Here is an 18,740-nt window from a genome sequence, read left to right as displayed (position 1 = left end):
GAGGTGGTCGCACACACCTCCGCATCGCCCACTGCCGGGTCCCCGACCAACTTTGCCGACACCCTGGATGCTGAGTCTGTGAAGGGTCCCTTCACAGCTTTGGGGTTAAGCCGTGGCGCGTTCGCGGCCGACGGCGTCCTCGCTCATGCCCTGGCGCCAGTAGCCGGTGAAGCAGATCGAGGTCTTGTCGAAGCCCCGCTCCCGGACCAGGTGGCGGCGGACCAGCTTGACGACGCTTGCTTCGCCGGACACCCACGCGTACGGGGCGCCGCCGGGCAGATCTGCCGCGCGTACGGCGTCCAGCAGCGATTCGCCGTGTGGGCGAGCGCCGCGAACCACCCAGTGCAGCTTCACCGTGGCGTCGGTCGTGAAGGTCTGACGCTCGCCGCTGTCCGGGATTTCCACGTACACGGTTGCGCGCGCCGAGTTGGGCAACGCTTCGAGGATCGCGCCGATTGCGGGCAGCGCCGTCTCGTCGCCCACCAACAGCTGCCAGCCGGTGCCGTCTGGGACCTCGTACAGGCCGTGCGGGCCGACGAAGGCGACCTGTGAACCCACTTCCGCCTGCTCGGCCCACGTCGAAGCCGGGCCACCGCTTTCCGCGTGCAGCACGAAGTCCACGTCTACTTCGCCGCTTTCCGGTCGCGCGGCGCGGACGGTGTACGTACGCATGTGCGGCCGAACTTCGTCCGGCATCGCCAGGTACGTGCGATACCACGACAGAACCTCGCCACCAGTCGCCGGCGGCGGTAGCTCAGGGCGCTGCTGACCGGCAAGTGGGAAGAAGATCTTCATGTACGCGTCCGGAGCGGCCGGCCCCGCGGAGGCGAGGCTCGGGCAGTCGAACGTGATGCGAGCCATGTTCGGCGTGACCCGGCGCACCGCGGTGACCCGGCCGTGGTGATAGTTCAAGGTGCCCATTAGGTCAGGCTAACCTAAAAAACCGCCGATTAAAACAGGGTGTCAGGGCCATCCGCCGAGTCTGGTTCGACCTGTCGGCGGTACTTCCGCAGGTCCACCCGTGGACCGTCGGCGAGCACGCCTTCCGCCCGCAGCCGCTCCAGCTGTTCGTGCGCGAGGTGCGGCGCGGGGGTTCCGTCCGCGCGCAGGATCCGATGCCAGGGCAAGTCGTGACCGTCCTCCGCGAGGACGCGTCCGACCAGGCGCGGGGACGGCGCACCGCTGAGCGCTGCGATGTCGCCGTACGTCGCGACGGTCCCCGCGGGTACGCCGGTGATGACCGCGCGTATCCGCTCGTGCAGTTCGTCGTCCATAACCCAGCAGACTACGAGGAGCGATACTCCGGCCGAGCGGTGTGCCGGTGCATCACCCGAGTGGGTCGACATGGTTCCATCGCTGATGTGCACGTGCGGAGAACAGGGACCGGACAGGCGCGCCTGGTGCGCCCGCCGGTCCCCGTCATACCCACGTTCACCTGGGACGACGGCGCACGCCGGGTGCTGGCGGGCACGGCCGGGTTCAGCCGGGTCCTCGGCGGTCCGGGCACCGGCAAGACGGCGTTGCTCGCCACGGCCGCGGCCCGCCGGATCGCTGAAGGTGCGGACCCGGAATCCGTGCTCGTCCTCACCACTTCGCGTAAGGCGGCCGACGCGCTCCGCGCCGACATCACGCGACGGCTGACTTCGGACCCCGGCTCACGGTCCGCGCTGCCGCGCACCGTGAGCGAACCGCTGGTCCGCACCGTGCATTCCTACGCTTTTTCGTTGCTGCGTCTCGAAGCGCGGGCCGAGGAGCTGCCTCCGCCGCGGTTGCTGGCCGGCGCCGAACAGGACGTGGTCGTGCGTGAGCTGCTCGAAGGCGACCTGGACGGCGGCGCGCTCGGCTGGCCGGAGCAGCTGCGTCCCGCGCTCACCGTGCCCGGTTTTGCCGAAGAGCTGCGCGACCTGCTGATGCGGGCCGCCGAACGCGGGCTCGGGCCGGAGGATCTGGCCGAGCTGGGGCGTCGCCAGGACCGCGAGGAGTGGATCGCGGCCGGGCGGTTCTGGGCGCAGTACGAGGAGGTCACCCAGCTGCAGGGGGCCGCGCTGGGGCAGCGGGGCGCGCCCGCGCTCGACGCGGCCGAGCTGGTCACCTCGGCGCTGCTCGCCCTGGAGGACGACGAAGAGCTGCGGGACCGCGAGCGCAACCGGGTGCGCCACTTGTTCGTGGACGACGCGCACCACCTCGATCCGTTGCAGATCCAGCTGATCCGTACGATCGGGCACACCGCGGCCGAGTTCGTCGTGGCGGGCGACCCGGACCAGTCGGTGTTCTCCTTCCGTGGGGCGGATCCGCGACTGTTCGCGGACGCCGACACCGACGGCGACCGCACCGTGGTGCTGACCGTCTCGCACCGTCTCGCGCCGACCGTCCGCGCCGCGGTGGCGAAGCTCGGCGCTACCCTGCCAGGTGCTTCGGCACACCGCAAACTTCTTAGCCCACAAGGGAAACGAGGCGGACGGGTCCGGGTGCGGCTGATGCCGACGCCGGCCGCGGAGGCGAGCTGGATCGCCGACCAGCTGCGGCGCGCGCACCTGGTGGACGGGGTGGCGTGGGCGGACATGGCGGTGCTGGTCCGGTCCCCGGCACGCACTTTCCTGGTGCTGCAGCGTGCTTTGCGGGCGGCGGGGGTGCCGATCGGCTCGGCGACCGAGGAGCTCCCGCTGGCCAGGCATTCCGCGGTCCGGCCGTTGCTGGCGGTGCTGCGGGTGGCCGCGGAGCCGGACCTGCTGGACGTCGAGCTCGCGGAAATGCTGCTCTCCTCGACGCTCGGCGGGGCCGATCCGCTCGCGCTGCGCCGGTTGCGCCGGGGCCTGCGCCGGTTGGAGCTGGCCGGTGGCGGACAGCGCGCCAGCGACGAACTGCTGGTCGAAGCCTTGCGTGGTGGGGACATCCTGGCCGGGCTCGCGGACGTGGAGGCCATGCCGGTTCGCCGGGTGGCCACGCTGCTGAGCGTCACGCATCAGGCAGTGCGCCGCGAAGAAGGCGTCGAGCAGGTGCTGTGGGAGCTGTGGCAGGCAAGTGGGCTGCAGGACCGGATGCTGCGGTTGGTCGAGCGTGGTGGTTCGCTTGGTGCACAGGCGGATCGGGATCTGGACGCCGTGGTGGCCTTGTTCGACGCAGCCGGCCGCTACGCGGATCGGTTGCCCAAGGCGAGCGTCGCGGCGTTCGCGGACTATCTTTCCTCGCAGAACATCGCGGGGGACACGCTCGCGCCTGCGGCGATTCCGGGTGAAGGAGTCTCGCTGCTCACCGCGCATGCCGCTGCCGGTCGTGAATGGACAGTGGTCGCTGTGGCGGGTGTCCAAGAGGGAACGTGGCCGGATTTGCGGCTGCGCGGCTCGTTGCTGGGTGTCGAGCGACTGGTCGATCTGCTGTCCGGAGTGGACGAACACGACCGGGTGTCCGCCATCGCGCCGATCCTCGCCGAGGAACGGCGGCTGTTCTACCTCGCCGCGAGCCGGGCGCGCCGGACGCTGCTGGTCACCGCGGTGGCCGGATCCGACGAGCAGCCGTCCCGGTTTCTGGATGAGCTGGAGGAGAACGGTGCCGATGACGGCGCGCTCGACTCGCGGATGAAACCACCGGGGCGCTCGCTGGTCCTGGCCGAGCTGGTCGGCGAGCTGCGCGAGGTGGTGTGCGACGAGAAGACCGAGCCACAGCGCCGGGAGCGCGCCGCCACGCAGCTCGCCCGCCTCGCCGCGGCCGGGGTGCCGGGGGCGCATCCGAATACCTGGTACGGCCTGCTCGGTCCGTCCACAGCGGACCCGGTGCACGGACCCGGTGACCTGATGCGGATCTCTCCGTCCACTGTGGAAATTCTGGTCAAATGCCCGCTGCGCTGGCTGATCGAGCGGCACGGCGGCAGTGACCCGGCACAGCTGGCCGCGGTCACCGGCACGCTCGTGCACGGGCTGGCGCAAGCCGTGGCCGGGGGCAGTACCGAGGAGCAGATCCAGGCCGCGCTTGACGAAGCCTGGGCACGGGTCGACGCCGGTGCGCCGTGGTTCTCCCGGCGTGAGCGGTCCCGGGTCGAGCAGATGCTGCGGAACTTCGTGACCTGGCTGGAGGTTTCCCGGCGCGAGCTGATCGAGGCCGGGGTCGAACAGGACATCGAGGTCGAGCTGCCGATGGGCGACGGCGAGGTGCGCGTGCTGCTGCGCGGCCGGGTCGACCGGGTGGAGCTGGACAAGAACGGCCGCCCGGTGATCGTGGACATCAAGACCGGCAAGGTGCCGGTTTCCGCCGCGGACGCGGAAAAGCACCCGCAGCTGGCGGCCTACCAGCTCGCGGTGCTGCTCGGGGCGATCGAGGGCAAGCAGGCGCCGGGCGGTGCGCGGCTGGTGTATGTCGCGAAGCAGAACAACAAAACCGGTGCCACCCAACGGGATCAGCCGCCGCTCGACGAGGAGGCCGGACGGGAGTGGCTGGACCTCGTGCGCTCGGCCGCGGGCGCCGCGGCCGGTCCGGACTACCAGGCGCACGAGAACGCCGACTGTGACCGGTGCCCGGCCCGCGGCTGCTGCCCGCTGCGCCCGGAGGGCAGGCAGGTGACCGGGCCGTGAGCGGATTGCCCGCGGCGAACCCGGTTGCACCCGCGGAGATCGCCGACGCGCTGGGTCTGCATCGGCCGACCCCGGAACAGGCGACGGTGATCGCGTCCCCGGTGGAACCGTCGCTGGTGGTCGCCGGCGCCGGTGCGGGAAAGACCGAGACCATGGCCGCCCGGGTGGTCTGGCTGGTCGCGAACGGCGTGGTGAGCCCGGAACGCGTACTCGGCCTCACCTTCACCCGCAAGGCTGCCCGTCAGCTCGGCGAACGCGTGCGTGCCCGGCTGCGACGGCTGGCCGGTTCCGGGCTGCTCGACCGCATCGATCCGAGTGGCGGGCTCCGCGCGACCGTGGTGGCGGGCGAGCCGACCGTGCTGACTTATCACGCGTACGCCGGGAGGCTGCTGTCCGAGCACGGGTTGCGGCTGCCGGTGCAACCCGGGGTCCGGTTGTTGTCCGAGACCTCGTCGTGGCAGCTCGCGCACCGGGTTGTGTCTACTTGGGACAATGACCTGGACACCGACCGGGTGCCCCCGACCGTCACCGCGCAGCTGCTCGCGCTGGCCGGAGAACTGGGCGAGCACCTGGTGGAGACGGACAAGCTCGCACAGTACACCGCCTGGCTGTGCGAAGTGATCGAGAACGCACCGCGTGCCAAGGGGCAGCGGGCCGCGCTTCCGGTCAAACTGCAGGAAGTGCTTTCCGCGCAACGGTTCCGGCTCGCCCTGCTGCCGCTGGTCGAGGACTACCATCGGCGCAAACGAGCCGAGGGCGCGCTGGACTTCGCCGACCAGATGTCGCTGGCTGCGCAACTGGCCGAGGGCTATCCGGCCGTGGTGACCGGGGAACGTGAACGGTACGGCGCGGTGCTGCTCGACGAGTACCAGGACACCGGGCACGCGCAACGAGTGCTGCTGCGGTCGTTGTTCGGCGGTGACGGGCATCCGGCGATGCCGGTGACCGCGGTGGGCGACCCGGCGCAGGCGATCTACGGCTGGCGTGGGGCGAGTGCAGCCAACCTGCCGCGGTTCACCACCGACTTTCCACGCCATGGCGGGCAAAAACTCGTTCCGGCGCACGAATTCGGTCTGCTCACCAGTTTCCGCAATCCACCGGAGGTACTGGCACTGGCCAACGCGATCTCCGAGCCACTGCGGCAGCGGGGGCTCGGCGTGGAGCGGCTGCGATCCCGCGAGGGCGCGGGACCGGCGGACATCGAGGTTGCGCTGCTGTCCGACGTCCGGGCGGAACGGGAATGGGTGGCCGATGCGCTGGCCCGGCGCTGGCACGCGGAGCGTGAAGAGACCGGCAAACCGCCCTCCGCCGCGGTGCTGGTGCGCCGCCGTGCCGACATGGCGCCGATCGCCGCCGAACTGCGGATGCGCGGCCTGCCGGTGGAAGTCGTCGGGCTGGGCGGGCTGCTCGACGAACCGGAAGTCGCCGATCTGGTCGCCACCCTGCGGGTGCTGGCCGACCCGTTGGCGGGCAGTGCGGCCGCGCGGTTGCTCACCGGCTCGCGCTGGCGGATCGCGGCCGCCGACGTGGCCGCGCTGTGGCGGCGGGCCAACGAACTCTCCTCACCGGCGCCGCGCACCGAGGGCGGGGATGAGCCGGTGCTGGTGGCCGAGCGCGCCGAGCAGGCCGGGCTGATCGACGCGGTGGACGAACCCGGTGCGCCGGAACGTTATTCCGCGGACGGCTACCGGCGGATACGGCGGGTGGGTGCGGAACTGACCGCGCTGCGCCGCCGTCTGGACCAGTCGCTGCCGGAACTCGTCGCCGACGTCGAACGCACCATGCTGCTCGACGTCGAATCGCTCGCGCGTCCCGGTTCGGCAGGGCGAGCGCACCTGGACGCTTTCGCCGAGGTGGTCACCGACTACGCGGAGACCGCGCCCACCGCGACGCTTCTGTCCTTTGTGGACTACTTGACCACGGCGGTGCATGCGGAAGACGGGCTCACCCCCGGTGAAGTGCAAGTCGTACCCGACCGGGTGCAGGTGCTGACCGTGCACTCCGCGAAGGGGCTGGAGTGGGAAGTGGTCGCGGTGCCGCATCTGGTGGCCGAGGTGTTTCCGAGCAAGCGACGGTCGTCGTCCTGGTTGCGTACTTCTACCGCGTTGCCCGCGCATCTGCGTGGTGACTTCGCCGATCTGCCGAAACTGCAAGTGTCCGAAGGGTTTGACCGCAAGGAAGTCCAGGAAGCGCTTGAACTGCACGAAGAGGGCTTCGTTGCGAAAGAGGCCGACGAGGAGCGTCGGCTGTGTTACGTCGCACTGACTCGTTCCGAGCGTGCGCTGCTCGTTTCTGGGCACTGGTGGAACGAAAGCAGCGCGCGGGCCAAGGGGCCGTCGGTTTTCCTGACCGAGATCGCCGAAGTACTGCGTACGGCCGAGACGCCGCTGGGCGTGCTTGCCGCTTGGGCCGACGAGCCGGGGGAGGACGAGGAAAACCCGCTCGTGGCCGATTCCCGCACGGCGACCTGGCCGGTCGACCCACTCGGCGAACGGCGTACCGGCGTGAGTGCCGGGGTGGCCATGGTGCTCGCGGAAATGACCGCATTGGCGGAAAAACCCGAGCCGGAGCCGATTCCGGCGGCCGACGATGACGAGATCCCGCTGCCTCCGGAGCCGGAAGAGGAATTCCCCGACGACGAGTACACAGAGGACGATGCGGACCCGGTCGATCCGGACGACCCGGACGGCTGGGTGGCCGACACCGACGTGCTGCTCGCCGAACGTGCCCGCGCTCAGTCCACTGTGGAGCGTGTGGTCCTGCCCGCGCACCTGAGCGTGAGCCAGCTGGTCGATCTCGCCGCCGATCCGGCCGCGCTGGCCCGGCGGCTACGTCGGCCGCTTCCGTTGCCGCCCAGCACTTTCGCTCGCCGGGGTACGGCCTTCCACAGCTGGCTGGAACAGCGATTCACCGGCGACGGCCTGCTGGAGATCGACGATCTGCCCGGCGCCGCGGACCACGGCGCGGCCCCGGACAGCGATTTCGCGGACCTGCAAGAAGCTTTCGAGCGCAGCGATTGGGCCGACCGCGTGCCGGTCGCCGTGGAAGTGCCGTTTTCCGCCGACGTGGAAGGCATCACCGTGCGCGGGCGGATGGACGCGGTGTACCCGGACCCGGACGGCGGCTGGACCGTGGTCGACTGGAAGACCGGCGCGGTACCTACGGCCGAACGCCTGCCCGCGCTGGCCGTGCAGCTCGGCGCGTACCGGCTGGCCTGGGCGGCGCTGCGAAAGGTCCCGGTGGACCGGGTCCGCGCGGCCTTCCACTACGTGCGCCACGACCACACCCTGCGCCCGGCCGACCTGCTGGACGCCGAAGGCCTGCGCGCGTTACTGCGTGAGGTGCCGCCGGAATGACACGCACCCGCCCCAGCCACACTCGCGCTCCGCGCTCCGGTCCGAGGCTGTGAAGGGACCCTTCACAGCCTCGGAGTCCAGGGTTCCGGCAAAGTCGGTGTAGAGGTCCGTGAAGGGACCCTTCACGGACTCTGAGTCTGTGAAGGGTCCCTTCACAGACCCGAAACCGGTCCGGCGCACGCCACGAGGTGGTCGCACACACCTCCGCATCGCCCACTGCCGGGTCCCCGACCAACTTTGCCGGGGCCCTGGCCTCGGAGTCCGTGAAGGGACCCTTCACAGCCCTCCGCAGCAGGTGAGCCGTGGGGTCGTGGCGAACTGTGCGGCCGGTGACCGTGGGATATCCTCCCGTTCGTGCGTGACGGCGGGGTGCCGGAGCAGGGCAAACGGGGAAAACGAAGGCACGGTGAAATGAAGGCTCTGCGGCGGCTGCCGCTCAACGTCCGGCTCAACGACCGGCCCGACCACGAGCTCGTCGGCGTGATCAGGATGCCCGAGCTGACCGTCAGCCCGATGCGCTCGATCGTCAAGCGGATCATCGGCGCGCTGCTGGCCCTGCTGGCCACGGTGCTGATCGTGTACGCCGACCGCGGTGGCTACCGCGACGCGAACGGCGACGGGGTGTCCTTCCTGGACGCGATCTACTACTCGACCGTTTCGCTGTCCACCACCGGCTACGGCGACATCGCCCCGGCGACCGATTCGGCCCGGCTGGTGAACATCGTGATCATCACCCCGCTGCGGGTGCTCTTCCTGATCGTCCTCGTCGGTACCACGCTGGAGGTGCTCACCGAGCGCTCCCGGCAGGCATTCAAGATCCAGAAGTGGAGGACGAAGGTGCGCGACCACACCGTCGTCGTCGGATTCGGCACCAAGGGCCGCTCGGCGATCAACGCCCTGCTCGGCGACGAGGAGGTCCAGCCGAACCAGATCGTCGTGGTGGACACCGATCAGCAGGCGCTGGACGCGGCGAGCGCGCTCGGCCTGGTGACCGTGCACGGTTCGGCCACCCGCGCCGACGTGCTGCGGGTCGCCGGCGCCCACCACGCGCGCGCCGTCGTGGTCGCGCCGAACCGGGACGACACCGCGGTGCTGGTCACGCTGACCGCGCGGGAGCTGGCGCCGAAGGCGCACATCGTGGCGTCCGTGCGGGAGGCGGAGAACGTCCACCTGCTCAAGCAGTCGGGCGCGAACCAGGTGGTGGTTTCGAGCGAGACCGCCGGCCGGCTGCTCGGCATGGCGACTTCGAGCCCGCTCGTGGTGGACATGGTCGAGGACCTGCTGACCCCGGAGTCCGGGCTGGCCATCGCGGAACGCCCGGTGGAACCGGCCGAGGAGGGCGGTTCGCCGCGGCACCTGCCCGACATCGTGCTCGGCCTGGTCCGCGGCGGGGTGCTCTACCGGGTGGACGCCCCGCAGTCGGACGCGATCGAACCGGGTGACCGGCTGGTCTACGTCAAGAAGGTCACCCAGGTCGACGAGATCGAGCGCTGAACCGGTGTGACATGGCCGACGCCGGATTCCGGCGCACGGCCGGGTTCGCCGCCGGAAGCCCAGCTAGGGCTGCCGCACCGGGCTCACCCGGACGCGGCCGGCGCGCTGGGTTTTGCCCGGGCGATCTGGAAGCATGGCGGCGTGCAGGTTTCCGACCCAGCGAGCAAGAGCCCGGTCCAGCGGTGGCTGCAGGTGGGCATCCCGGTGGTCACCGGCGTGGCCATCGTGCTGCTCGCCTGGTTCGCCGGCCCGGGCCTGTTCGGGATCGCCCCGCAGGCCGCGGGTGCCCCGGTCGCCGCGCAGGTCACCAAGCCGGTCGACTGCACGGGCGGCGGCAGCGGCGAGGCGGTGCGGTTCCAGCTCGGCGGCAAGACCCGCGAGGGCACCCTGGACAGCTGCGGCCACGGCAAGGACGAACACGTCCAGGTGGTCGTGCCGGACAACGCGGCGGCCGAGGGCATGGTGGCGGTCACCGCCGCCGACGCGACCAGCGGTTCGCACGACCCGCGTGCCCCGATCGCGCTGGTGCTGCTGGTGTTCGCCTGCTTCTGCGGCGGGATGTACGCGTTCCTGGTGATCCGCGGCTCCGGGCGGCTGGCCCTGCTGAGCAGCTGATCAGCTCACCGCGGACGAGGGCGCGGAGAAGGTGTTGCAGTCGATGATCCGGTTGTCCTTCGCGCCGGTCCGCCACCACTGCGCGTAGTGCGCGTTGGTGCCGTGGTCGTGGCTGCGTGAGGTGTTGTCCCCGCGGGTTTCCTGGTCGTTCCAAGCCTTGTTGTACATGTCGCGGGTGACGGAGCCCTGGTCGACGTGCGCGCCGAGGAACATGCCGGAGAAGCACTGCGCCTGCAGTTCCTTGCGCCGGGACAGCTCCAGCCCGGTCGCGCTGTTCTGGCCCGCGGCGTAGATCTTCTGCCAGACCGCGTCCATGATGCCCGCGACCTCCTGCACATGGTGGCCGTACTCGTGCGCGAACAACGCCAGGTAGACGCCGGGGTTGTTGCCGTACTGGTCGGTTTGCAGGCCCTTGAACGGGACGTACAGGTTGTTCTCGCAGTAATAGGCCGCGGTCGCGATGCCGACCTGGATGGTGCCGCAGGCGGTCTCGAAGCTCGGGCCGGTCGGGAAGTGCAGCGCGGGTGGGGTGAACGGGAGGTTGTAGGCCTCCAGGAACGGCCCCCACGCGGCGTCGAGGCATTTGCTCGCCGTGGTGAAGAAGGCCTCCGCGCCGTCCTGTGTGCTCTGCCAGGCGGGCAGCTCGCAGGAGAGATTCTTCAGCCCGGCGTTCGGATCCTGCAGGATCGGGTGCTCGCTCAGTTCGAGGATCTTGTGCGGGCCGGACTCGGTCGAGGTGGAGGACGGGACGCGGGAGCTGGTCGGCGCCCGTGACGGGCTGTTCGCCGGGCTGTTGTTCGGCGGCAGCTCGAATGCCGAGGTGGGCGCTTGCGGGCTCTGAAGTCCGGCGTTGCTGCTCTGCTTGCCGGACCGGTTCAGCGCGACGATCGCCACCACCCCGAGCACCAGCACGACGACCGCGCCGAGGCAGAGCCCGATGATCAGCCCGGTCGGCTTGCGCTGCGGCGGGGGCGGCGGCCGGTGCGGCCACCCGGGCGGTGGCCCCATCGGGGGCGGACCCGCGTGGGTGGCTTGCGGTCCCCTCGGCTGGGCGAGCGGGGGTCCCATCGGCGCGCTGCCCGGAGGCGGTCCCATCAGTGGTCCGGATGGCGGCGGAACGTTCCCTGGCGGCGGGCCGTAGGGCGGTTGCGTCATCAGGACATTCCCGGTGGGTCTCGGCGCGGGCCGGCGTCCCCGGCTCGTCGTTCAGCATATCGGGGGATGCCCCGGGTTCCGCAGCACTTCGCCCGCTTTGCCCCGGTGCCGGGACGTCACCCCAGGTCTGGCCTGGTGCGGAACCCTCTGGAAGAGTGGCGGCTGCAAGTGCAGGGCGGTGCAGACGAGGGGTTTCGATGACTGACACACCCGGTTCGCCCGGTTCCGGCGAGGACTCGCCGACGCCGGGCCAGGGCATTCCGGTGCCCGGGGCGTCCGGGGACGCACAGACCCCGCCACCGGGTGATGCCGGCGCCGGGAAGCCGGACGACGCGGCGGGGGATTCCGGGCAGCCGCCGTCATCCGGTGGGGTAGTGGGGGATTCCGGGCCGCCGGTCACGCTGCCGCCGGACGCCGTCGCGAAGGTTCCCGGGGAGCCGTCGGGCGCTGGACAGCCGCCGCCGGAGATTCCCGCGCAGCCAGAGACCCCCTCGCCGGGTGGATCTGCTCCGCCTGCCGGTGCCGTGCCGCCGGGATGGACGCCGCCGCCGAGCGTGAGCGGGCAGTGGCAGGCCCCCGGTTCGCCACCCCCGCCGCCGTCGCATCCGGGTGGGTACGGCTATGGCCCGCCGCGCGGCTGGAACCCGCGGGGACTCGGCAAGCCGGGCGTGATCGCGTTGCGGCCGTTGAACATCAGCGATCTGCTCGACGGCGCGATCACCGCGATCCGCCGGTATCCGCTGCTCATCCTCGGGGTGTCCGCGATCGTCGCGGTGGTCACCGCGGGGCTGAACCTGGTGGCCTCGCTGCTGATCGTGCCCAATTTCGAGCGGGTGGCCCGGATCGGCCCGGCGGCCACCCAGGCCGAGCAGCTGAACGCGCTGTACAACCTGCTCGGCTCGACGCTGCTGAGCCTGGTCCCGTCGCTGGTGATCGGGCTGCTCGGGCAGGCCTTCCTGACCGGGTTTCTCACCGTGGTGATGGGAAAAGCGGTGCTTGGCCGCCCGGTCGGCTTCCGGTCCGCGATGAGTGAGGCGGCGCCGCGGTTGCTGCGGCTGCTCGTGCTGACCGTGCTGTACGGCGCCGCGGTGCTGGCCGCCTGCGCGGCCGGCGCGGGCGTCGCGGTGCTGCTCGGACTGGCGCTCGGCCCGGTCGCGATCCTGTTCGGGGTGCTGGCGGTGATCCTGCCGGTCATCCCGTACGTGTTCTGGTCGCTGGCCGGCGCGGCGCTGGTGCTCGAACGCGGCACGATCAAGCAGGCGTTCGCCCGCTCGGTCAAGCTGGTGACCGGGTCGTTCTGGCGGGTGTTCGGCGTGCTGCTGCTGGCCGCGATCATCGGCTGGCTGATCACCATGATCATCGGCATCCCGTTCAGCGTCGGTTCGGGTGCCCTCAGCGGCATGTTCGACCCGCAGAACGCGTCGTTGCCGCAGGTGAGCACCGGTGGGCTGGTCCTGCAGTCGGTGGGCGCGGTGATCGCCTCGACCCTCGTCACGCCGTTCACCGCGCTGGTCACCGTGCTGCTCTACATCGACCAGCGGATGCGGCGCGAGGGCATGGACATCGAGCTGGCCAGGGCGGCGGGCCTGCAGCCGCCGCAGGCGTGGTGATCTTCCGGCTCACCGACGTCCCGGTCGACATCGACCGGGACCCGGCTCGGCTGCGGGCGATCGAGGAGCTGCGCGATCCGGCGTACTCGGCCGCGCGGCCGGGGCTGTTCCAGCAGATCATGCAGTGGCTGGGTCAGCGGATCTCCGAGCTGCTGGCCGAGCTGAACGGCGTCCCCGGCGGGCCGCTGGGCGTGCTGCTGGTGCTGGGGCTGCTGATCGTGCTGATTGTCGTGGTGCGGTTGAGGATCGGGCGGGTCGGCCGGGCCGCGCGCGCCGTCGGCGAGGTGTTCACCGGGCGTCGTCGCTCCTCTGACGAGTACCGGCGTGCTGCCGGGGAAGCTGCTGCGCGCGGGCAGCTCGCAGACGCGGTGCGGGAGAGTTTCCGAGCGCTGGTGCGGGGTTTGGAGGAGCGCACGGTGCTTGACGAGCGTTCCGGCCGCACCGCGGACGAGGCCGCCGCGGAAGCCGGTGTGCTGCTGCCGGATCTCGCCGAAGATCTCGCCGCCGCGGCCCGCCTGTTCGACGATGTGCACTACGGCGGACGGCCCGGCACCGAGGCCGGTTACCAAATGCTGACCGGGCTCGACGAGCGTGTCCAGCGGGCGAAGCCGGTTCTGGTGGACGCGTGAGCACTTCGGTTTCCCCTGACCTGCGGCGGATTTGGCGGGGCGCGCGGGTCCCGCTGGCGGTTCTGCTGCTGATCGTGCTGACAGCGCTGGTCCTCGTGCTCAGCCGAGGCGACCAGACCAGCGGCGATCTCGAACCGGGTTCGTACGAGCCGGGCGGCAGTCACGCGCTCGCGCATCTGCTGGAGCAGGAAGGCGTCGAAGTCAACGCCGTGCACACGCTTGCCGAAGCCCGCGATGCGGCCGACGGCGGCACGTTGCTCGTCACCAATCCGGATCTCGTGCCTGGCAACGGGTTGTCCGAGCTGAGCCGTCGTGTCGCGCACCTGGTGCTCATCGCGCCCGGTCCCGGTTCGCTCGCACAGACTGTGCCGTCGGTGAAGGTGGACGGCAGCGGAGCCGACCACGTGCTGGGGCCGGATTGCACCGTCGGCGCGGCTGTCGCCGCGGGCACGGTGACCCTCGGCGGCGGGCATTACCGGACCGGAGACCAAACTGCACGCTTGTGCTACGACGCGACTTTCGTGCGGCTGGGCGGTCCTTCCGGCACGACCACCGTGGTCGGTACCGGAACCCCGTTGACCAACGATCAGATCGCGGACGAGGGCAACGCTGCGTTCGGCATGCGGTTGCTCGGCGATCACCCGCGGCTGGTCTGGTACGTGCCTTCGACCGCGGATCCCGCTTTGGCGAGCCGGCAGAAGCCGTTCGTCGAGCTGATCCCGCCCGGCTGGCGTTACGGTGCGTTCACCGCGGGAATCGCCGTGGTGCTGTTCGCCTTGTGGCGGGCGCGCCGGCTGGGGCCGGTGGTGCGGGAGCCGCTGCCGATCGTGGTGCGGGCGGCGGAAACGGCCGAAGGTCGCGCGCGGCTCTACCGTCGGGGCGGCGCGGCCGGACACGCCGGGGAGACGCTGCGGGAGGCCGCTCGCGGTCGGTTGCGGACGAGACTGGGGCTGCCGCGAGAGGCGGAGCCGTCCGCCGTCGTGGAGACGGTGTGCGCGCGGACCGGCCGGTCCGTGGCAGACGTCGGCGCGGTGCTCTACGGTCCGCCGGTGCCGGACGAGCCCGCGCTCGTCCGGCTGGCGGACGAACTGGACAGGGTGGAACGAGAGGTGGAGCGTTCGTGAGTACCGAACAGGCCCCGGACGACGCGCGCGCGGCGCTGATCGCGTTGCGCGCCGAGGTCGGAAAAGCCGTGGTGGGCAACGACGCGGCGGTCACCGGGCTGATCCTCGCGCTGCTCTGCCGGGGGCACGTGCTGCTCGAAGGCGTACCCGGGATGGCGAAAACGCTGCTGGTACGGGCGCTCGCCGCTTCGCTGGACCTGAAGACCACGCGGGTGCAGTTCACCCCGGACCTGATGCCGGGTGACGTCACCGGGTCCATTGTGTACGACGCGCACAGCGGCGAGTTCTCCTTCCGGGAAGGCCCGGTCTTCACGAACCTGGTGCTCGCCGACGAAATCAACCGCACTCCGCCGAAAACGCAGTCCTCACTGCTGGAAGCGATGGAGGAGCGGCAGGTGTCGATCGACGGGCGGACGCGTCCGCTGCCCGATCCGTTCATCGTGATCGCGACGCAGAACCCGGTGGAGTACGAGGGCACCTACCCGTTGCCCGAAGCGCAGCTGGACCGGTTTCTGCTCAAGCTGACCATGCCCGCTCCGTCGCGAGAGGACGAAGTCGCCATCCTGGTGCGGCACGCGCAGGGGTTCGACCCGCGGGAGCTGGCCGCGGCCGGGGTGCGTCCGGTGGCCGGCGCCGCGGAGCTGGCCGAGGCCCGGCAGGCCGTGGCGAAGGTGACGGTCGGCCCGGAGGTGATCGGCTACGTGGTCGACCTGTGCCGGGCGACGCGGGAACTGCCCGCCGTCCGGCTGGGCGTTTCCCCGCGTGGCGCAACGGGTTTGCTCGCCGTGACCCGGGCGTGGGCCTGGCTGGCCGGCCGCGATTACGCGACTCCGGACGACGTGAAGGCGCTTGCCCGGCCTGCCCTGCGGCACCGGCTCGACGTGCGGCCCGAGGCGGAGCTGGAGGGCGTCACCGCCGACGGTGTCCTTGACCGGGTACTGGCCGCCGTGCCGGTGCCGCGCTGAGGCGATGGCGCTGACCGGGCGGCTCGGGCTGCTGGCGTTGCTGGGGGCGCTGGTGGTCGGGCTGCTGTTCCCGTCCGTCACCGGCGTGCTCGCGGTGGTCGTGGTGCTGCTCGTCCTGGTCGCCGTGGACGTCGCGTTGGCCGGGAGCGTGCGAGCGTTGCAGTTTTCGCGCCGGGGAACGACTTCCGTCCGGCTCGGTGAGCTGGCATCGGTGACGTTGCTGGTCGCCAACCCTGGCCGTCGCGCGGTTCGCGGGCTGCTGCGGGACGCGTGGCCGCCGAGTGCCCGCGCGGACGACCGGCATCGGGTGTCCGTGCCTCCGGGGGAGCGGCAATCCTGCGCCACGCAGCTTCGGCCGACCCGGCGGGGCGACCGCGGCGCGGCGCGGGTGACCGTGCGTGCCTTGGGGCCGTTGGGTTTGGCCGCTCGGCAGGGCTCGCACCAGGTGCCGTGGACGGTGCGGGTGCTGCCGCCGTTCCACAGCCGTAAGCACCTGCCTTCGCGGCTGGCCCGGCTGCAGCAGCTGGACGGCCGGAATGCGGTGCTGATCCGCGGCCAGGGTACGGAGTTCGATTCCTTGCGCGAGTATGTCATCGGTGACGACGTGCGCTCGATCGATTGGCGCGCCACCGCTCGCGCGTCGGAGGTGATGGTCCGGACCTGGCGGCCGGAACGTGACCGGCAGGTGGTGCTGGTCCTGGACACCGGCCGGGTCTCGGCAGGGCGCGTCGGTGATGCGCCCAGGCTGGACGCCGCGATGGACGCGGCGCTGCTGCTGGCCGCCCTCGCCTCGCGCGCGGGTGACCGGGTGGATCTGGTGGCCTACGACCGTCAGGTCCGCGCGTCGGTGCCGAACTCGAAGACGTTGCTGCCGTCACTGGTGAACGCGCTCGCCCCGATCGAACCGTCCTTGGTGGAGACTGACGCCCGGGGGATGGTCGCGGAAGTGCTGCGCCGCACCCGTCGTCGTGCGCTGGTGGTGCTGCTGACCGGGCTGGAACCGGCGGCGCTGGAGGAAGGCCTGTTCCCGGTGCTGGGCTCGCTGACCGCGCGGCACGAGGTCCTGCTGGCCTCGGTGGCCGACCCCCGCGTGGCGGAAATGGCCCGCGCCCGCGGTGATGCCGAAGCGGTCTACGACGCTGCCGCCGCAGCGCGCACGCTGGCCGACCGCGAGTCGGCCGTGGCCCGCCTGACCCGTCGCGGGGTGGGCGTGGTGGACGCGGTCCCGGAGGAACTCCCGCCCGCGCTGGCCGACCGATACCTCGCCCTCAAAGCCGCCGGAAGGCTGTGAAGGGTCCCTTCACGGACCCAGAGTCCGTGAAGGGTCCCTTCACAGCCGTTCGCGGGAGGGGTCAGCCTGCCTCGGGGAGAGCGTCCCCGGTGAGGGTGGGGTCCAGATCGCCGACTTCACCCTCTCTGGCGGCACGGCGGCCGAGGGTGAAGACGTAGGTCAGGAACAGCACTTCGACCAGCGCGCCGAGGCTGATGCGCAGCCAGGTGGGCCAGCCCGACGGGGTCACGAAGGCCTCGATCACCCCGGACACCAGCAGTACGCACGCCAGCCCGAGCGCGATCACCACCACCGAACGGCCCTGTTCGGCCAGCGCGGCGGTGCGGGAGCGGCGGCCGGGGTCGACCACCGTCCAGCCGAGTTTCAGCCCGGTTCCGGCGGCGATGAACACCGCGGTCAGTTCGAGCAGGCCATGCGGCAGGAGCAGGCCCAGCAGCACGTCACCCCGGCCGGCCGAGGACATCAGGCCGATCGCGACGCCCACGTTGAGCGAATTCAGCCACAGCGCGGAGATCACCGGCAGGCCGAGCGCGATGCCGAGGAACAGGCAGGTCGCGGCCACCCAGGCGTTGTTCGTCCACACCTTCGCGGCGAATCCCGCGGCCGGGCCGTTCGAGTAGTAGCTCTCGTACCGGCCGCCGGGTGCGGTCATCGCCTTCAGCTCGTCCGGGGAGATCAGCGAGGAGCGCACCTGCGGATCGTGGGTGACCCACACGCCGAGCACCGCCATCACGGCCAGCGACAGCAGCGCGGCGGGGAGCCACCAGCGGCGGTTGAGGTACACCGCGGCGGGGAACCGGCGGGTGAAGAACATCGCCACCTCGCGCCACGCCGGGCTGTGCGAACCCGCGACCGCCGACCGGCCGCGGGCCACGAGCCCGGACAACCTCGCCAGCAGCGCCGGGTCGGGCGCGGTCGAGCGGATCACCGACAGGTGCGTGGCGGCGCGCTGGTAGAGCGCGACGAGTTCGTCGGCCTCGGCGCCGCTGAGCCGGCGGCGCCGCACCAGCTCGCTCAACCGGGTCCACTCCGCCGTGTGCGCGGCGACGAACACGTCCAGGTCCATATCCCCTCCAACGCCGAGTTTAGGGCTCTACGCTGGCCTCGTGCAGGAAGAGTCCGATCTCGTCACCGGTGAGGCCGTGGTCCTCGACCTGCGGGTGGCGAAACTCGCCAGCCGCGGCGTCGCGATGCTGATCGACGTGCTCGTGCAGGCCGTCGTGCTGCTCTTCGCGCTGGTCGTGCTGTTGCTCACCGCGGGATCGTTCGACTCGTCGTTGACGGTGGCACTGCTGCTCACGGTGTTCGTGCTGGTCGTGATCGGATACCCGGTGCTGTTCGAGACGCTCAGCCGGGGCCGTTCGCTCGGCAAGCTCGCGCTGGGGCTGCGTGTGGTGCGGCTCGACGGTGGCCCGATCCGTTTCCGGCATGCGCTCACCCGCGCGCTCGCCGGGTTCTTCGTGGACTTCTGGGCGCTCGGCCTTTTCGGCGCGGTGGCCCTGATCGTGTCGCTGACCTCGTCGAACGGCCGCCGGGTCGGGGATTACCTGGCGGGCACGCTGGTGATCCGCGAGCGCGTGCCGGAGCCGAGGCAGCCGGTGCTCCAGATGCCGCCGTGGCTGGCGCCGTGGGCCGCGCAGCTCGACCTCAGCCAGGTTCCCGACGACCTCGCCTTGGCCGCAAGGCAGTTCCTCGGCCGTTATCACCAGCTGCGTCCGGAGGCGGCGCACGCGCTCGGTTACGGGCTGGCTCAGCAGATGGCCGCGACGATCGGGGTGGGCTTGCCAGCGGACATGCCGCCGTGGATCTTTCTCACCACGGTGCTCGCCGAGCGGCGCAACCGGGCGCAGGCCGGCCACTTTCCGCCGCATCCCGTGCCGCCGCCGGTTCCCCGCGTGCCGCCGTCCGACAACCCGTTCACCCCGCCGAGCTGAGG

14 protein-coding genes are annotated in these 18,740 nt (G+C 71.2%); 10 read left to right on the top strand and 4 right to left on the bottom strand.

The window, feature by feature from the left end; all coding sequences use genetic code 11:
• Positions 1-105: 105 nt before the first annotated feature.
• Positions 106-921, bottom strand: coding sequence for a siderophore-interacting protein (locus D5S19_RS25890; protein WP_120025989.1), 816 nt, complete (start codon positions 919-921; stop codon positions 106-108).
• A 29-nt stretch (positions 922-950) separates the two neighbouring features.
• Positions 951-1,274, bottom strand: a complete 324-nt coding sequence (locus D5S19_RS25885) for an MGMT family protein (RefSeq protein ID WP_120025988.1) — start codon at positions 1,272-1,274, stop codon at positions 951-953.
• Positions 1,275-1,400: 126 nt separating this feature from the next.
• Between D5S19_RS25885 and D5S19_RS25880 the strand changes: the two genes are divergently transcribed.
• From D5S19_RS25880 to D5S19_RS25865, 4 genes are all read left to right on the top strand, one after another.
• Positions 1,401-4,565, top strand: coding sequence for an ATP-dependent helicase (locus D5S19_RS25880; RefSeq protein ID WP_120025987.1), 3,165 nt, complete (start codon positions 1,401-1,403; stop codon positions 4,563-4,565).
• A complete protein-coding gene (locus D5S19_RS25875; RefSeq protein ID WP_120026070.1) occupies positions 4,562-7,921 on the top strand; it encodes an ATP-dependent helicase in 3,360 nt (1,119 codons plus the stop codon). The genes D5S19_RS25880 and D5S19_RS25875 overlap by 4 nt, the downstream gene beginning before the upstream one ends.
• 411 nt (positions 7,922-8,332) lie before the next feature.
• Positions 8,333-9,415, top strand: coding sequence for a potassium channel family protein (locus tag D5S19_RS25870; protein ID WP_120025986.1), 1,083 nt, complete (start codon positions 8,333-8,335; stop codon positions 9,413-9,415).
• 6 nt (positions 9,416-9,421) lie between these two features.
• Positions 9,422-10,030: a hypothetical protein gene (locus tag D5S19_RS25865; RefSeq protein ID WP_325050318.1), complete on the top strand. Its 609-nt coding sequence runs from the start codon at positions 9,422-9,424 to the stop codon at positions 10,028-10,030.
• Here the strand turns inward: D5S19_RS25865 and D5S19_RS25860 are convergent, their stop codons facing one another.
• Positions 10,031-11,038: a neutral zinc metallopeptidase gene (locus tag D5S19_RS25860; protein WP_120025985.1), complete on the bottom strand. Its 1,008-nt coding sequence runs from the start codon at positions 11,036-11,038 to the stop codon at positions 10,031-10,033.
• A gap of 344 nt (positions 11,039-11,382) precedes the next feature.
• Between D5S19_RS25860 and D5S19_RS32585 the strand changes: the two genes are divergently transcribed.
• From D5S19_RS32585 to D5S19_RS25835, 5 genes are read left to right on the top strand one after another with little or no spacing between them, the layout of a single operon-like run.
• Complete coding sequence (locus D5S19_RS32585) at positions 11,383-12,795, top strand: hypothetical protein (protein ID WP_233574165.1); 1,413 nt, start codon at positions 11,383-11,385, stop codon at positions 12,793-12,795.
• Positions 12,789-13,424, top strand: coding sequence for a DUF4129 domain-containing protein (locus D5S19_RS25850; protein ID WP_120025983.1), 636 nt, complete (start codon positions 12,789-12,791; stop codon positions 13,422-13,424). The genes D5S19_RS32585 and D5S19_RS25850 overlap by 7 nt, the downstream gene beginning before the upstream one ends.
• A complete protein-coding gene (locus tag D5S19_RS25845) occupies positions 13,421-14,548 on the top strand; it encodes a DUF4350 domain-containing protein (protein ID WP_120025982.1) in 1,128 nt (375 codons plus the stop codon). Before D5S19_RS25850 ends, D5S19_RS25845 begins: the two co-directional genes overlap by 4 nt.
• A complete protein-coding gene (locus tag D5S19_RS25840; protein WP_120025981.1) occupies positions 14,545-15,513 on the top strand; it encodes an AAA family ATPase in 969 nt (322 codons plus the stop codon). The genes D5S19_RS25845 and D5S19_RS25840 overlap by 4 nt, the downstream gene beginning before the upstream one ends.
• 4 nt (positions 15,514-15,517) lie before the next feature.
• Entirely contained in the window at positions 15,518-16,804 is a 1,287-nt protein-coding gene (locus tag D5S19_RS25835) for a DUF58 domain-containing protein (RefSeq protein ID WP_120025980.1), read from the top strand.
• Between the two features lie 61 nt (positions 16,805-16,865).
• Here the strand turns inward: D5S19_RS25835 and D5S19_RS25830 are convergent, their stop codons facing one another.
• On the bottom strand, positions 16,866-17,870 hold the full coding sequence (locus tag D5S19_RS25830) for a stage II sporulation protein M (protein ID WP_120025979.1): 1,005 nt from the start codon (positions 17,868-17,870) through the stop codon (positions 16,866-16,868).
• Between the two features lie 40 nt (positions 17,871-17,910).
• Here D5S19_RS25830 and D5S19_RS25825 point away from each other — a divergent pair, with 40 nt between their 5' ends.
• Positions 17,911-18,738: an RDD family protein gene (locus tag D5S19_RS25825; RefSeq protein ID WP_120025978.1), complete on the top strand. Its 828-nt coding sequence runs from the start codon at positions 17,911-17,913 to the stop codon at positions 18,736-18,738.
• Positions 18,739-18,740: the final 2 nt, after the last annotated feature.

Origin of the sequence: Amycolatopsis panacis (assembly GCF_003600245.1) — a bacterium.
Lineage (GTDB): Bacteria > Actinomycetota > Actinomycetes > Mycobacteriales > Pseudonocardiaceae > Amycolatopsis > Amycolatopsis sulphurea.
The sequence above is the reverse complement of the archived record's forward strand: the minus strand, read 5'-3'. Positions and strand labels throughout refer to the sequence as shown.

Coding starts and splice junctions, on each gene's coding strand:
- D5S19_RS25830 (WP_120025979.1), bottom strand. CDS start 17,870: ATGGACCTGGACGTGTTCGTCGCCGCGCACACGGCGGAGTGGACCCGG.
- D5S19_RS25885 (WP_120025988.1), bottom strand. CDS start 1,274: ATGGACGACGAACTGCACGAGCGGATACGCGCGGTCATCACCGGCGTA.
- D5S19_RS32585 (WP_233574165.1), top strand. CDS start 11,383: ATGACTGACACACCCGGTTCGCCCGGTTCCGGCGAGGACTCGCCGACG.
- D5S19_RS25890 (WP_120025989.1), bottom strand. CDS start 921: ATGGGCACCTTGAACTATCACCACGGCCGGGTCACCGCGGTGCGCCGG.
- D5S19_RS25835 (WP_120025980.1), top strand. CDS start 15,518: ATGGCGCTGACCGGGCGGCTCGGGCTGCTGGCGTTGCTGGGGGCGCTG.
- D5S19_RS25870 (WP_120025986.1), top strand. CDS start 8,333: ATGAAGGCTCTGCGGCGGCTGCCGCTCAACGTCCGGCTCAACGACCGG.
- D5S19_RS25860 (WP_120025985.1), bottom strand. CDS start 11,038: ATGGGGCCACCGCCCGGGTGGCCGCACCGGCCGCCGCCCCCGCCGCAG.